General features: G+C 46.8%; 13 protein-coding genes. 5 read left to right on the top strand and 8 right to left on the bottom strand.

Annotated elements, in window-relative coordinates:
- The first annotated feature begins 110 nt into the window (after nucleotides 1–110).
- From A8F97_RS18095 to A8F97_RS18110, 4 genes are all read left to right on the top strand, one after another.
- Nucleotides 111–815 carry a hypothetical protein gene (locus A8F97_RS18095; RefSeq protein ID WP_033072380.1) on the top strand — a complete coding sequence of 235 codons (705 nt, stop codon included), beginning with the start codon at nucleotides 111–113 and terminating at the stop codon, nucleotides 813–815.
- Nucleotides 812–1315: a hypothetical protein gene (locus A8F97_RS18100; RefSeq protein ID WP_033072381.1), complete on the top strand. Its 504-nt coding sequence runs from the start codon at nucleotides 812–814 to the stop codon at nucleotides 1313–1315. The genes A8F97_RS18095 and A8F97_RS18100 overlap by 4 nt, the downstream gene beginning before the upstream one ends.
- 161 nt (nucleotides 1316–1476) lie before the next feature.
- Nucleotides 1477–1914, top strand: a complete 438-nt coding sequence (locus A8F97_RS18105) for an SMI1/KNR4 family protein (RefSeq protein WP_033072382.1) — start codon at nucleotides 1477–1479, stop codon at nucleotides 1912–1914.
- A gap of 185 nt (nucleotides 1915–2099) precedes the next feature.
- Nucleotides 2100–2705 carry a hypothetical protein gene (locus A8F97_RS18110; protein ID WP_012821907.1) on the top strand — a complete coding sequence of 202 codons (606 nt, stop codon included), beginning with the start codon at nucleotides 2100–2102 and terminating at the stop codon, nucleotides 2703–2705.
- A gap of 65 nt (nucleotides 2706–2770) precedes the next feature.
- On the opposite strand, the gene dppF is transcribed toward A8F97_RS18110, so the two are convergent.
- The 5 genes from dppF to dppA all read right to left on the bottom strand — a co-directional run bounded on the left by dppF (nucleotide 2771) and on the right by dppA (nucleotide 8548).
- A complete protein-coding gene (dppF, locus tag A8F97_RS18115) occupies nucleotides 2771–3781 on the bottom strand; it encodes a dipeptide ABC transporter ATP-binding subunit DppF (protein WP_025919946.1) in 1011 nt (336 codons plus the stop codon).
- The gene (gene dppD / locus A8F97_RS18120) at nucleotides 3778–4758 is read right to left on the bottom strand and encodes a dipeptide ABC transporter ATP-binding protein (protein WP_012821905.1); all 981 of its coding nucleotides are present in this window, start codon (nucleotides 4756–4758) and stop codon (nucleotides 3778–3780) included. Before dppD ends, dppF begins: the two co-directional genes overlap by 4 nt.
- 13 nt (nucleotides 4759–4771) lie before the next feature.
- Nucleotides 4772–5674 carry a dipeptide ABC transporter permease DppC gene (gene dppC, locus A8F97_RS18125; protein ID WP_012821904.1) on the bottom strand — a complete coding sequence of 301 codons (903 nt, stop codon included), beginning with the start codon at nucleotides 5672–5674 and terminating at the stop codon, nucleotides 4772–4774.
- Between the two features lie 12 nt (nucleotides 5675–5686).
- Nucleotides 5687–6706 (bottom strand): dipeptide ABC transporter permease DppB, encoded by a 1020-nt coding sequence (gene dppB / locus A8F97_RS18130; protein ID WP_012821903.1) that lies wholly within the window; start codon nucleotides 6704–6706, stop codon nucleotides 5687–5689.
- Between the two features lie 234 nt (nucleotides 6707–6940).
- On the bottom strand, nucleotides 6941–8548 hold the full coding sequence (gene dppA / locus A8F97_RS18135) for a dipeptide ABC transporter periplasmic-binding protein DppA (RefSeq protein ID WP_012821902.1): 1608 nt from the start codon (nucleotides 8546–8548) through the stop codon (nucleotides 6941–6943).
- A gap of 1599 nt (nucleotides 8549–10147) precedes the next feature.
- Here dppA and A8F97_RS18145 point away from each other — a divergent pair.
- Entirely contained in the window at nucleotides 10148–11491 is a 1344-nt protein-coding gene (locus tag A8F97_RS18145) for a 2-hydroxycarboxylate transporter family protein (protein WP_012821901.1), read from the top strand.
- Nucleotides 11492–11830: 339 nt separating this feature from the next.
- On the opposite strand, the gene A8F97_RS18155 is transcribed toward A8F97_RS18145, so the two are convergent.
- From A8F97_RS18155 to A8F97_RS18165, 3 genes are all read right to left on the bottom strand, one after another.
- Nucleotides 11831–12724: a hypothetical protein gene (locus A8F97_RS18155; RefSeq protein WP_033072515.1), complete on the bottom strand. Its 894-nt coding sequence runs from the start codon at nucleotides 12722–12724 to the stop codon at nucleotides 11831–11833.
- A 117-nt stretch (nucleotides 12725–12841) separates the two neighbouring features.
- Nucleotides 12842–13564 (bottom strand): two-component system response regulator DcuR, encoded by a 723-nt coding sequence (gene dcuR, locus A8F97_RS18160; RefSeq protein ID WP_005976762.1) that lies wholly within the window; start codon nucleotides 13562–13564, stop codon nucleotides 12842–12844.
- On the bottom strand, nucleotides 13557–15185 hold the full coding sequence (locus A8F97_RS18165; RefSeq protein ID WP_012821899.1) for a sensor histidine kinase: 1629 nt from the start codon (nucleotides 15183–15185) through the stop codon (nucleotides 13557–13559). Before A8F97_RS18165 ends, dcuR begins: the two co-directional genes overlap by 8 nt.
- Nucleotides 15186–15231 lie beyond the last annotated feature (46 nt).

Raw genomic sequence — 15231 nt, forward strand, 5'->3', positions numbered from 1 at the left:
CTAGCTTATAATTACAAATGGCATGACGCAACAGGGGAATAGACCAAAACCAGGCGGTCGATTTCTACTTCCTGCAAAACCTGTAACGCTTGGAAGATAGGAGATAATAGGTGAAACCGATTCTTTGGGATCTTGCTGGCTTCAATATTTCAATGAAGAGCCAGTATGCTGACATTTATGCATTAGAGAGAGATATCAGAAAAAATTTTGGCAGTAGTAACTTTAGTGAAATGGACTCACTAGATTGGTTTTTATCAGATAAGATCACCGGTCAAACTTCATTTTTATTACTAACCATTCCATCGGTTTTAAAAGAATCATTCGATAACCCCAGTATTGACATCAACTCTCTTTCTAGCATTAACCTATATGACTGCGTTCATGATTTCTCATCTAATGTTTCAATACAAAATGAAGCGACTTACTTTATTAAAAATGATGCGTTACTTGTTACCTCTACTACCTCACTAATCTTTTATAAAGTATTAATATCAGATGAATTATATTTTTTACTAGACAAGGGCTTTACATATCAGGGTTTTTTATTGATGAATGCGACTAGCCATATTTATGGATACGAAAAATCATTCGATAATGAAAAATTCAAGCCACTTTTACTAAGAATGATTTATTTTTGCAGCCAAAAATCCTATGATGCAATAGAGAACATGGACACTCACTATTTATTCATGATGAATAAATTGGAAGAAGACTGCCACGCTTATAAAGAGGCTGATGTGAGGGTATTACAAATTATTGATTTTATAAAAAACATTAAAGATATATTTTATGATATAGAGAAAGATACAACATGATAGACGAACTGAAAATAAAGTGGCTTGAAAATAAATTGCCAGGTTTAGATTTAATCATTTTTGAATCTGGCGCGGTTCAGCATATAGATATAGATTTTATCGAGAATAACTCGCTATTACATTCTTTTAAAAAAGAATATTCTATATCATATGGGAAAACGTCAACATTCAGTGAAATTATTAGTAAGCATGATGAAATATGGTCTGAAATTCAGATAAATAATAGATTATTGGTGAATGAAAAAAATATTTTCCTGTGTGGTGAAGGAGAAATGGGCAATGAAGGGTTTATTGTCAAAACAGATATAAACAATAACATTAAAATTATTATTTACTCAACAACATCTAATCCATTCATAGAGATAATAAAAATAAATAACAGCCTTTATTTTAAATCAACATCCAATTTTTATGTTGTTATTGATCTGATTTCTGAAAACATTACAATCTGCAATGAGGATATTTTCGATAAAAACAGCACAAATAAATTAATATTTTAATTCACCCATACATTTACCTCATTTTCCTCATTTTCCTCATTTTCCTCATTTTCCTATAAAAATTCATTGAATACTGAGGCGATTTCCTTTGCAAAAATAACTTTCCTGAACTGATTTTCAAACTATGTAATTTAGCATAATTCCCACAAGTAGATATTTATATGAAAAAATTAATTGAGTTAGCGTTAAAATATGGTGAAACAAAAAGATTAGACATTAATTTATCTAAATGCATCTCTACTATAAATAGTTTTGGCTATTTTCCTTCAGAGGGATTGATTCAATTCCTCCAGAAATATAATGGGCTGCAAGGATACCATTCTGCTTATAAAAACAATAATGAAGCGAGCAAATTTTTCTATATAAACCCTGAAAAATCCATGATGGAAATACATAAAGAACAGGTTGAACACTATGAAAAAATAACACAATGCTCATTATTCCCTATAGGAGAATGTGATAATGGACACATTATCCTAATGTATGGCAACGATGCTATATATGGCGCTTTTGATGAATGTGTTTATAAATATGGTCAGGATATAGAATCTTGTTTTGACGTTCTGATTAATGGAAAAGAAGCGATTAGTATTAGTTAGACCTGTAAACAGGAAACGATCCCACAGATACAAGTCGGCCAGCGCACCCTCCACCCCGACAGATGTTTACAAGGAAAACGCCTCTGATAGGCTTAGATATATCGGTGATAAAGCATCTTTCAAAAATGAGTTTTGCAATATATATTTATGTATAAAATAATAGGCTTTTATTTCAAGGTAGAAACATGAAAGGTTTGGATGAAATTAGGTATGAGTTTGAAAAAATAAATTCGTCGTCCCTTCATTTTTTAGAGAAATTCCGTAACGACGTAAAGGATACGGCAACTAAAGAGAAGATAAGTAAGGGAAGATTGATTAACTTCAGACCTTTTGAAGCAGAAAGATTCGGTTTTAAGCTAGGTAAAGAATTAACGTCCCTTCCAGCAAGAAAAAAAGATATTCAAGTTTGGCAGTTTGATTCAGAGGGAAAGATTGTTCTGGTTGAAAGATTTGGCTCAACTGGGTCTATTCAATATAGCGATTTTTATTTTTATTCTACCTCTGTTGTTAGAATCATTGGTTTTTACAATGTAGACTCTTTAGCGTTTGTTATAGATGTTCTTTTTGATAGAGGGAAAATTATCAAAGAACTGAGTTATGGTAAATTTGGCTCAAGCGTTTCAAATTATAATTACAGCGGTGACATGTTGGTTGATATTGTTGTTCATGAAAAAGAGCATGACCATACGGATTTCTCTACTCATAGTATTTCATTTTGTTATGAGAGTGGTGACTTGAAATCAATAATGAAGAAGTATCCTAATGGTTATTCCGAGCAGCGTTATCCATGATGAATTTAATAAGATTAAAGCCATAAGCCCCCACGCTTCAACAGCGTGGGAGCATCAGAGGTAAGCTAGGCGACTGCGGTGCCCTGTTCGTCCTGATCGACGGCGAAGCAGGCAACCTGCTGTTCTCCGTAGGTTTTCAACTGTGGCTGGAACTGCGTGCAGGTGCTGAAGCAGCGCTGACAGCGGGCGTTGAACGCGCAGCCCGGCGGTGGGTTCAGCGGGCTAGGCAGCTCACCGATCAGCTTGATGCGCTCGCGGCGTAAATCCGGATTCAGGCGCGGCGTCGCGGACAGTAACGCCTGCGTATAAGGGTGCCGCGGATTGTTGAAAATGGCATCTTTACTGCCCTTCTCAACACAGCGGCCCAGATACATCACCATCACTTCATCGGCGATATGCTCGACCACGGACAGGTCGTGCGAGATAAAGACGTAAGACAGCCCTAAATCCTGCTGTAAGTCCATCATCAAGTTCAACACCTGCGCGCGCACCGACACATCCAGTGCCGAAACCGGTTCATCGGCAATCACCACGTCTGGGTCTAGCATCAACCCACGGGCGATAGCGATACGCTGACGCTGCCCGCCGGAGAACATATGTGGGTAGCGATCATAATGCTCTGTTTTCAACCCCACTTTTGCCATCATCGCCAGCGCTTTTTCACGGCGTTCTGCTTTCGAAAGCTCGGTGTTGATCTGGAGCGGTTCTTCCAGGATCTGGCCAACCTTCTTACGCGGATTCAGCGATCCGTAAGGATTCTGGAAAACGATCTGGATCTTTTGGCGACGCAGCTTCTGCGCTTCAGGATCCGGTTTCAGCAGATCCTGTCCCTGATAGTACAGTTCGCCCTCTGACGGGGTTTCGATCATCGTTAGCAGGCGACCCAGCGTAGATTTTCCACAGCCCGATTCCCCCACCACCGCCAGCGTTTTACCGCGCTCCAGCGTAAAAGACACGCCATCCAGCGCTTTCACCATCCGCTCCGGCGCAAAAAAGCCCTTTTTCACCGGATAGTGTTTTTTCAAATCGATCGCATGCAGTAAGTACGGCTGCGATGTGGCATTCAGTTCACTCATAGGGTTGGCCTCCCCGCATCATCCAGCGGTGTATGACATTTCACCTGACGGCCAGGAATATCGCGTAGCCCAGGTTCTTCCTGACGGCAGCGGTCCTGCGCATAGGGGCAGCGTGGGTTTAACAGACAGCCGTTCGGGCGATCGTATTTACCCGGCACCACGCCCGGCAACGATGCCAGACGGGCTTTATCCACCGCAAACTCCGGCAGCGCACGTAGCAGCGCCTGAGTGTACGGATGGCGGGGAGCACGGAAAATATCCGCCGCTTTACCCGATTCCACCACCTGTCCGGCATACATCACGATGATGTGGTGTGCCGCTTCGGCCACCAGCGCCAAATCGTGCGTAATCAGGATCAGCGCCATGTTCTCGCGCTGCTGTAATTCGAGCAGCAGTTCGATAATCTGCGCCTGAATAGTCACATCCAGTGCTGTGGTAGGTTCGTCCGCAATCAACAGCTTTGGCCGACAGGCAATCGCCATCGCGATCATCACGCGCTGACTCATCCCACCGGAAAGCTGGTGTGGATACACGTCAAGACGCGAAGCCGGATCGGGGATCCCAACCAGCGTCAGCAGGTCAATCGCACGCTGACGACGGGTTTTGCGGTTACCGCCCTGATGCACCTTGATGGCTTCCATAATCTGGTAGCCGACGGTGTAACACGGGTTCAAGCTGGTCATCGGGTCCTGGAAAATCATCGCGACTTCCGAGCCCACCAGATTACGCCGTTCTTTCTCAGAAATTTTCGTTAAATCACGCTGGTTAAATTCCAGCTTGTCGGCCATCACTTTACCGGGGTAATCAATCAATCCCATAATCGCCAGCGAACTGACGGATTTACCGGAACCAGACTCCCCGACGATACCGACGACCTGACCTTGTTCAACCTGGTAGCTGATACGATCGACCGCACGAAACGGTAGATCCTCATCACCAAAATGAACCGACAGTTTATCTACATTGAGCAACGCCATCTCTCTACCTCTATCACTGCTTGAGTTTGGGGTCGAGAGCGTCACGCAAGCCGTCCCCCATCAGGTTAAACGCCAATACCGCCAGTAGGATTGCCAGACCGGGGAACGTCACCACCCACCAGGCGCTTTGCGCAAACTGCAAAACGTCCGCCAGCATGGTGCCCCACTCTGGCGTTGGCGGCTGTGCGCCCATACCGAGGAAACCCAAAGCAGCCATATCAAGAATGGCGTTAGAAAAACCGAGAGACGCCTGCACAATCAGCGGTGCCAGACAGTTAGGAAGAATATTGATGAACATCTGGCGTGCCGAGCTAGCGCCCGCCACGCGTGAAGCGGTGACGTAATCGCGGTTAACTTCCACCAGCACCGCCGCGCGCGTCAAACGGACATAGTGCGGCAACGCCACGAAGGTCAGCGCCAGCGACGCATTCACAATTGAAGGCCCGAAGACGGCGACCAGTACCAGCGCCAACAGCAGGCTTGGCAGTGCCAGCATGATATCGACGATACGCATGATGAGCGCATCGACCACCCCGCCGAAATATCCCGCCAGCAGGCCGAAGATCACCCCCAACACCAACGATAGCACCACCACAAGACAGCCGACCAACAGCGACAGGCGCGCGCCATACATCAAACGGGACAGGACATCACGCCCGACGTCATCCGTTCCCAGAATAAACTGCCAGCTTCCGCCCTCTTGCCAGACCGGCGGACGAAGCAGCGCATCGCGAAACTGCTCGGCAGGTAAGTGCGGAGCCAACACGTTGGCTCCCATGGCGATAATCAGCATCAGTGCGACATACACCATGCCAACAACCGCCCCTTTGTTGCGTTTAAAATAGTGCCAGAATTCCTGTAACGGGGTCATCGGCTTCGGCGCGCTGTTTACAACAGGTGAAGTGACATGTGTCATCTTAGCCTCCCCTTATTTCTTGTGACGGATGCGTGGGTTAACCACGCCGTAGAGCACATCCACCAGCAGGTTAACCAGAATAATCATGGTTGCCACCAGCAGCACGCCGCCCTGAACCACCGGATAGTCACGACGCTGCAATGCATCGATCAGCCACCGCCCCAGCCCCGGCCAGGAGAAGATAGTTTCCGTCAGGATCGCCCCAGCCAGCATAGTGCCGACCTGCAAACCAATCACCGTCACCACCGGCAACATCGCATTACGCAACGCGTGCACGACAATCACGCGCAGGCGGCTCAGCCCTTTGGCGCGGGCGGTACGAATGTAGTCCTCGCCCAGCACTTCCAGCATCGCGGAGCGCGTCATACGCACAATCACCGCCAGCGGAATGGTGCCCAGCACGATAGCAGGCAGGATCATGTGTTCAACCGCATCGATAAAGTCGCCTTTTTCGCCCCAGAACAGGGTATCGATCAGCATAAAGCCGGTGAGCGGCATGCTGTCATCGAGGAAAATGGTATCGCTAACGCGTCCCGAAACAGGCGTCAGGTCGAGTTGAACGGAGACCAGCATAATCAGCATCATGCCCCACCAGAAGATCGGCATGGAGTAGCCCGTCAGCGCCAGGCCAACAGAGGTATGATCGAAAATGGAACCGCGTTTGACCGCAGCCAATACGCCTACTGGAATCCCAACCGCGATAGCAAACAGCATCGCGCAGATACCCAGTTCCAGCGTCGCCTTGAAGCGAGGCACAAACTCTTCCCACACCGGGATGCGGCTCTTGAGGGAGATCCCCAGATCGCCCTGTAACACACCGCCGATATAGTGGATGTATTGCTGCCAAAGCGGCTTATCCAGCCCCATTTCAGCCAGCAATTGCGCATGGCGCTCGGCGGAAATACCACGTTCCCCCGCCATGATCATGACCGGGTCGCCCGGAATCATGTGCACGAAGGCAAAGGTCAACAGGGTGATACCAATAAACGTTGGGATAACAAGACCCAAACGCCGGAGTATGAACTGCAACATATCCCGAACTCTCTATTCATGCCCGTTGGCTCATTGGCCATCAGGCTTATCATTGCTCACAGCTAAAAAATCGCCAGACGCGATTTTAAACGTCGTGTGCGACGGCCCGCAGGGTAGCGGGCAGGGAAATCAGCCATAAAAGTTTAACGGGCAAGAAACCCCGCCTCGACAGTTCCTCTAACGAGAAACTGCAAGGTCGGGGTTTTCAATGTCCGTGAAAATCGAGTGGCTGACTTAATCCAACGTCACGTTGTTGAAGCTATGCACGCCACGCGGCTGAACCACATAACCTTTCACGTTTTTACGCACTGGCTCATACACGGTGGAGTGCGCGACAATCAGCGCCGGAGCCTGATCGTGCATCACAACCTGCGCCTGCTTGTACAATTCAATACGTTTTTCGTGATCGGAAACGGCACGCGCCGGCTGGATCAGGTCTTCAAATGGCTTGTAACACCACTTGGAGTAGTTGGAGCCATTTTTAGCTGCGTCGCAACTGAACAGGGTTGCGAAGAAGTTATCTGGGTCCCCATTGTCGCCCGTCCAGCCCATCAGCACGGTCTGGTGCTCGCCGTCTTTCGCACGCTTCAGATACTCGCCCCACTCGTAGGTGACGATCTTGGCTTTCACACCCACTTTCGCCCAGTCGGACTGAATCATTTCCGCCATACGACGTGCGTTCGGGTTGTACGGACGCTGTACCGGCATTGCCCACAGGTCGATAGTGAAGCCGTCAGCCATACCCGCTTCTTTCAGCAGGGCTTTCGCTTTCTCAGGATCGTAGCTGTAGTCTTTAACGTCGTTGTTGTAGCCCCACATGGTCGGCGGGATCAGGTTGGTTGCTGCTTGACCCGCGCCCTGATAGACCGCCTCGATGATGGCAGATTTGTTGACCGCATAGTTCAGCGCCTGGCGAATCTTGACGTTATCCAGCGGTTTTTTCTCAACGTTGTAGGACAAATAGCCAACGTTCAGGCCAGGCTGTTCCATCAACGTGATATTTTTGTCTTCCTTCATGCGAGCAAGATCGGCCGGGTTTGGATACGGCATGATCTGGCATTCGTCTTTTTGCAGCTTGGCGTAACGCACGGAAGCATCTGGCGTGATAGAGAAGACCAGACGATCGACGCCCGGCTTGCTGCCCCAGAAGCCTTCAAAGGCTTTGTACAAAATACGGGAATCTTTCTGGTACTGCTGTAGCTGGAACGGGCCTGTACCGATTGGGTTCAGGTCAATCTTCTCTGGCGTACCGGCTTTCAGCATCTTATCCGCGTATTCCGCAGACATGATAGAAGCAAAGTCCATCGCCAGGTTTGCCAGGAATGGCGCTTCAGGGCGGCTCAGCACAAAGCGGACGGTATAATCGTCTACTTTTTCGACTTTGCTAACCAACTCTGGCATACCCATACCTTGGTAGTATTCATAGCTGCCGCCAGAAACTTTATGGTACGGGTGGTTGGCATCCTGCTGACGCATGAAGGAGAAAATCACGTCATCAGCATTGAATTCACGGGAAGGTTTGAAATCCTTGTTATCTTGCCATTTCACGCCTTTGCGCAAATGGAAGGTATACGTTTTGCCGTCTTCGCTAATATCCCATTTTTCAGCCAAACCCGGGCCAGTGTCCGTGGTGCCGTCTTTAAATTCCACCAGACGGTTATAAATAGGAATAGAGCTGGCATCAAATGTCGTACCGGAGGTGAACAACTGTGGGTTAAAACCTTCCGGAGAACCTTCTGAGCAGTAAACCAACGTTTTTGCCTGAACGCCCGCAGCGACGGACAGGGCGAGTAAGCCAAGGCCGAACTTCAGCACCCTTGATTTAACCAGGGATTTTTCCATTACTTATGCTCCATTGTGGATGATGTTGTGTGCTATACCCGTCCGATGCCAAGCTGCATACACGTTAACCCGGTGATTAAAAACACGATCGTTAAAAGCGCGATCGAGAAAAAACGCAGGTGTTAACAACGCTGATGTCCTGTCATGCATCTCGAAATCAATTGGGTAGGGTTGGGCAGACCTGTATTTTTACGTGCTGCGGTCTGTACCCTGTCGCCCGAAGGCAAAATTAAAATACTGGGGGAGGAATCGTGGTCACCAGAACAAATCGTCGCCACGCTATTCAATATAGTCATAATAATGACAACCTATACCTTGAAGCGTCACAACCCGTTCACGGATGCTGAATGAAGACGTAGGATCATTCAAACAAGCCGCTGCTTTCCTCCTTATATCCCTATGACTATCTCAATTTCTCAACAGATGGAGGTGACGTCAATATAAGCTGTAAGGATTTACAAAAATTCCTTACATTTTGTTAATACATAAAATACATACTTATCACATAATTTAAGTCGTATATTCTGTTATTTTTTTAAAAACCAGCTATAAAAACCGACACATTGTCTACTAAAAGAAATTATCACCATTAAAAAAACTATAGTCATCTGGTCTTACATGTCCAAGATCTGAGCACTATTTTTTGTTAAAAACGTTAACAACAGGTGAAAATTCTGACAGATGATAAGAAATTCTGATATTCACCATGACGCCATAAGGCGTTGAATGACTATCTACGCTACATAAAAAAACTTTGCTTTCCCCTCTTCAACGGGCCAAAAACCTATTATTCCGTGCAACACCCACTCTGCTTTTACTCAATCTGCCATACACAATCGGTGTCGCCCCTTTCTCGCCGATGTCAGACGCGATGTTATCCTTCACTCATCGATGCTGATATTTATATAACTAAATGGTCAATGTGGTGGAATGAACGTCCGTTTTAACGACATTTATCGTTTGAAAAGATAATGCATTAGCCTACCCAATAGGGACTCTCTTGTCCCTTCGTGCTTCTCTGGCATCACTGTTTAGCTCTCGCGGTTATCTCCTTATTGAGAGGATAACCCGCGAGAAAATGATATTGCTCAATAATTAATTGGGTATTTTAGTTAAATAAATATTTTCATTAAAATGGAACACGCTATTTACTTATTCTCATAAAGTGGTATTTTTCATCCTATGATTTATCTCCCTCCTATTTTTAATCCCCTAACCTCCCATGAATAATTATTTTAATTACAAAAAAATGACGTAAGTTATTTAAAATAGAGTTGCTGATAAGTTCACAAATACGTAATTAACATATTATTTTTAACATTTACTCATGCTAGATTACCCTCAGAAGTGGTTCACTGTTAAATAACATCCATCATTTTTTATCTTTTTGTTACCAATTGATAAAAAACAAAAAAAACGTATTTTTCTGCTTTCTGATAATAAACACCCCGCCGCCATCGGCATTAGCGACGTTCGATAAACATACGGATATCGATGAGAAAAACGTCATAATCCATGTCGATAACGATGCACCATTAATATCGTAACGGCAGGGGTGTAATTTCTTTCTGTACCAACTGTCCTAGCAGGGTGAATATAATGAAAAAAACTGAAACTGATATTTTGTGTGAGAACGATCTCGCTCTGGAAACACAGTCATCGTTTATCGGCGACTTCTTTAAAAAGAAAATTGGCTCCGTTCCCGTTGCGCTGTTTATAGCGATTGCCGCGATTGTCGCTATCGCTGCCTATGAGGGATATTTGCCTAAAAACATGATTGGCGGTTTCGCCGTCATCATGACAATGGGTTTTTTACTGGCGCACATTGGCAGCAACATCCCCGTATTCAAGGATATCGGCGGACCAGCGATTCTGTGCCTGATGGTGCCTTCCGTTATGGTGTATTTTAATTTATTCAATGACAACACCATGAAAACCGTACACCTGTTGATGAAAGAGGCGAATTTCCTGTATTTCGTCATCGCCTGTCTGGTGGTCGGCAGTATCTTGGGTATGAACCGCAAAATCCTGATTCAGGGGATGGTGCGCATGTTCGTTCCGCTGGTCATCGGCACCGCGACAGCGCTGGCAACCGGCTTGCTGGTCGGTAAGTTGTGCGGTTACAGCGTCTATCACACCTTCTTCTTCATTATCGTGCCAATCATCGGTGGGGGTATTGGTGAAGGCATCCTGCCGCTGTCCCTCGCCTACTCTGCCATTCTGGGACAAAGCCCAGACGTTTATGTCGCTCAGTTAGCCCCCGCAGCCGTTGTCGGTAACATCTTCGCAATTCTGTGTGCTGGCGTGCTGTCTCGTCTCGGTATGCGCCGTAAGGATCTGAACGGTGAAGGCCGCTTGGTTCGCAGCGATGAAGACAACGCGATGTTTGCCGTAAACGATGCACCAAAACCGGTCGATTTTCACCTGATGGGCGGCGGGCTGTTGATGATTTGCGCCTTCTTCATCGTCGGTGGTCTGTTTGAGAAACTGGTTCACATCCCTGGTCCAGTATTGATGATTCTGATCGCCGTTTTCTGCAAATACGGACGCGTTATTCCTGCCATTATGGAAACCGGTGCACACAGCGTTTACAAATTCGTATCGAGTTCTCTGGTGTGGCCGCTGATGATCGGGCTTGGCATGCTATATATCCCGTTGGAGAGCGTCGTCGCCGTATTCTCTGTGGGTTATGTGATCGTCTGTGGTTCTGTGGTGCTGTCCATGGCGCTGGTGAGCTTCCTGATTGCACCTTATCTGAATATGTACCCGATTGAGGCTTCCATCGTGACCACGTGCCACAGCGGGCTAGGTGGTACTGGTGACGTAGCAATTCTATCCGCCTCTAACCGGATGTCTCTGATGCCGTTCGCACAGATCGCTACGCGCATCGGCGGCGCATCTACCGTCATCGCCGCTACGCTGCTGTTGAGCTGGGCTGCTTAATCTCAGTATCACGGTTTCCCCCAACCAGGGGGAAACCTTATTGAATGCAGAGCTACGCTAATCCCCCATCAACCGCGCTCTTATCTAACCTTTTTGAAAATGATCATAATCAGGATCACACTAATTGGGAAACCAATTAGTGTGGCTAAATACATGGAGTTCATAGACTCTTGCATATCAGCCAATATCGCAAAATGGTATTCAACTGACACGGTTTTATCAGATAGAAAAACCATTCTTTCCTTATCGTGAACATGTCCAAAAGAAAAAATGGCAATGCTAATCAAATAAAAAAAAGAGACAAGGAAAATACTGCCCCATCGAATAAATGCTTTGCACTTACTTGTTAACATCATGCATCCCGTCTAATAAGCCATCGATAGTACCGCCAGAATAAGGTGAAATGTTACCTATACCAGAAACGACCTCGGACACGACTCTTAACGTGGTATCTTCGCTTATCGGTGTGTCATTATCAGTATTCGGGTACTGCTTTCTAAACTCACTGGTCATATCAACAACAAGCATCGATGGTTCAGCATTTTTTCGTTCTAAATATCGCTGTAGCGATACCGGCACAGCAAAATCTTCTTCGTAATTAATCCGTATCTGAGAGCTAATTGTATATCCTCCCTCAAATATCTTTGATCCCGCAATCTTCACGCCTTTTGTTGCATGAGTTGTACAGTTCACGCCTGTAACATCATATTGATCGATTGTACGTCCGTTTATTTTAGTGCTTTTTCCCATCTTGATGGTTTCTTTCACCTTGTCCCCTGAACTCCACAACGTTTCAAAATACCTTCTTGCAATTGCAGGCTCTGCATCTGTAATGACAAATGCCTTAGCCTCCATTTTGTACAGTTCTTCTCTATAATATTTCCGCGCATCTTCAAATCGCAAAAAATTTAAGATGCCATCACCAACAGCTCCGGCAACACCAGACCGTCGACCAAAGCGGCCATAGGTAAAAACAGAGGCATTATTACCCTCATGCACTGAGACAAAGGCGTGGCCTGTACCCTTAATTTCTGTCCAGATAAATACGCCATTCTCTAATGGGTTAATTTCTTTCTTGCACTCTTGAATTTGATTAACCCATTCTCCTTTTGAGGACGTGAGGTAAATCGGGTCATCCCTGAAGTAATTTATTGGTTCGGGCTTAATATTTTCCCGTGGGTTACGCCATAACCCTAGCCCACGGCCATATTGCATAAATTTATCGTGTTCCACTAAACCGGCTCCATCTGGTTTCATCATCACTGAATTGTATATAAGCACAAGGCGGGATCGCTCCCGCCTTGTTTCTGTTTCTGCCAACTCTATTTACAGCTACCTATTCACAGCTCTTCATTCACAGTACTGACGCAATGAGTCCTGCTTTTCTGGCAACAGGCGATACAGGTAAACCGGCCGCCCCGTCGAACCGTACAGGATATTGGTGGTCAGGATATTGGTGTCAGACAGGTAAATCAGGTATTTACGGCAGGAAACGCGCGAAATGCCAATCGCATTGGCCAGCATTTCGGTAGAGAACTCGATGCCCTGATTGCCTTCAATCCACTCGCAGACGGTACGCAATGTCAGGCTGGTCAGCCCTTTCGGCAATTTCTTGCGCTCGCTGGCCGTGCTACCGCTGGTGCGGCGAATCAGACTATCAATGTCCGACTGCGCAACAAAATCGCGGTGCTTGAACAAGTTCGCTTCTTCGCGATAGGCGGTAAGCGCCTGTTCGAAACGCGAAAACTGGAAAGGCTTAATCAGATAATCCACCACGCCGTAGTGCAGCGCTTTTTTGATGGTATACACGTCGCTGGCAGAAGAGATGATGATGACATCCGTCTTTTCACTGAATTCACGGATAGTCGGCAGCAGATCCAGTCCATTATCCTGCTGCATGTAAATATCCAGCAGTACCAAATCGATTTCCGAGTCAGGTTGCATCAGCAGGTTGCGCGCCTGCTGCAACGTGGGGACAGTCGCATAGCAGCTAAATCCAGAAACCTGGTTCAGATAAGATTTGTTAAGCTCTGCAACCATGGCATCGTCATCAACAATCAGTACATTAATCATGGTCAAACAGCCTTGCTTGATAAGGAATAGTAACGAAAAACTGGGTGTACACATCAGGTTCTGATTCAAACTCGATAGTGCCGCCAATCTTCTCCAGACTCTGTTTGGTCAGGTACAGGCCAATACCGCGCCCGCTGCCTTTGGTAGAGAATCCCTGTTCATAAATGCGCGCCTGACTTTCCAACGAAATGCCAGGGCCGTCATCCCCCACGGTACAGTGAAGGCGGCTATTCTGATGATGGAAACTCACGCTGATTTCACAGTTTTCCTGCTCATCAATTGCGTCCATCGCATTCTCAATCAGATTACCCAATACGGTAATCAATTCATTCGTGGCATCGACATCATCGGTATCCGGCAGCAGACTCTCCTCACTGATGGAGAGCGTAATGCCGAGATCGCGCGCTCGGTTGATTTTACCCAACAGGAAGCCAGCAATCACTGGCGATTTCACTTTACGAATAATCGAACCAATCTCCGCCTGATAATTATTGGCGGTCTTCAGGATATAGTCTTCCAACTGCGAGTAATATTTTAAGTGCAACATCCCTAAGATGACGTGCAGCTTATTCATAAACTCATGCGACTGCGCACGCAGCGCATCCGCATAGTAGGACATCCCACTCAACCGTTGCAGTAACTGGCTGATCTCCGTTTTATCACGGAACGTCGCAATCGCGCCGATAATATCGCCCTTCACAAAAACCGGAACCGTGTTGGTCAGCAGCAGATGCCCGTTAAAGTTAATCTCTTCATCGCGCCGCGGCGTACCGCTCTCCAGCACCTGTTTCAAATGCAGATGCTCAAGCCACTGTTCGCTGACTCGCTCAGTTGGCTTCAGCACCGGCTTTTCACTGCCCTGTGGATGATTCTGCCGAAAAAGCCGTCGCGCCTCATCATTGATTACCGTAATCCGACCATGTTGATCGACCGCAATAACCCCTTCTTTGATGTGTTTTAGCATCGCGTTGCGCTGTTCAAACAGGTTCGATATCTCAAACGGTTCGAATCCCAGCATAATACGCTTGAGTATCTTCACCAAAATCAGCGTACCCAACCAGCCAACCAGCGCCCCCGCCAATAACGTCCAGGGAATCATCCAGCGGTTATCGCTGATCACCTTCTGCACGCTGGTTAGGGCAATCCCCAGCGCAACAACGCCAACCTGCTTATGGTTATTGTCAAAAACCGGCGTAAATACCCGCAGCGCCGGATCGAGCGTACCCCGGTTTATCGCGGTATTCTCCATGCCCAACAGCGCGGGATAGATATCCCGACCCGCGAAATATTCGCCAATTCTTTCCGGTTCAGGGTGGCTATGGCGCACCGTATCCATATCCGTGACGGTGACGAAGAGCAGTTGATTACGCTGGCGGATAGTCTCCGCAGCAATCTGCACTTCCTCCGGTCGGCCAATCCCTTTGAGTTCATCAATAACAACGGGAGAGGACGCAAATGTGCGAGCAATGGCAAAGGCTTTTTCTCGCAGATGATCTTCCGAAAGCTGATTAATACGAAAAAACAGCAGGGAATAGACCACCAACAACACCGCGCCAAGTACCACTGACACCATCAAAAACACCGATGTACCCAGCTTTAGCGGTGCCTTTTTCTTGCCCATGTCACTCTCCGAAACAAACATCATCACACCGTTATCTTATACTGTT

The sequence above is a fragment of the Pectobacterium parmentieri genome, from assembly GCF_001742145.1.
Classification (GTDB): Bacteria; Pseudomonadota; Gammaproteobacteria; order Enterobacterales; family Enterobacteriaceae; genus Pectobacterium; species Pectobacterium parmentieri.